Genomic DNA, 539 nt, shown 5'->3' with positions numbered 1-539 from the left:
GTGAATGATCTTCTGTCACGTACACATAAATTTCGCTTAAGTAAAAATATATCTGTCGAAACAACCACGATCTTGCATCGAGATTCTCCTGTCTCCGGACTACATCAACGGGTTAAATGCAGTTCTTCATATTAAGATTCAACATCTGCTCGCCACAGCGCCGAACCCGTCGGCGCTTTTTATTTTCTTGAACACTTTTATGAATCATTTCAGCATAANATTTAACTTTTCTGAATCATTTCAGCACAATGGGATAATGAGATATTGCTTAACATAATCTGCAGGCTAGACTAACGAAAAAGACTGAATGACTGTGGAGGCGCTGTGGAAGCCATTAAGGGAACCGAAGTTAATGTGCCGGATGCCGTGTTTGCCTGGCTGCTGGATGGTCGCGGTGGCGTGAAACCGCTGGAAGACAACGATGTTATCGACAGTGCGCATCCGTGCTGGCTGCATCTTAATTACACCCATTCTGATAGCGCGCAATGGCTGGCGACAACGCCTCTGCTTCCTAATAATGTGCGTGATGCACTGGCGGG

General features: G+C 45.5%; 1 pseudogene. It reads left to right on the top strand.

Annotation, left to right across the window (positions count from 1 at the left end):
* Window positions 1–324: 324 nt before the first annotated feature.
* A pseudogene (gene zntB / locus FDX22_RS15540) lies at window positions 325–539 on the top strand (zinc transporter ZntB); the annotation flags it as partial.

The sequence above is a fragment of the Citrobacter sp. TBCS-14 genome (assembly GCF_005280805.1).
GTDB lineage: Bacteria > Pseudomonadota > Gammaproteobacteria > Enterobacterales > Enterobacteriaceae > Citrobacter > Citrobacter gillenii.
The sequence above is the reverse complement of the archived record's forward strand: the minus strand, read 5'-3'. Positions and strand labels throughout refer to the sequence as shown.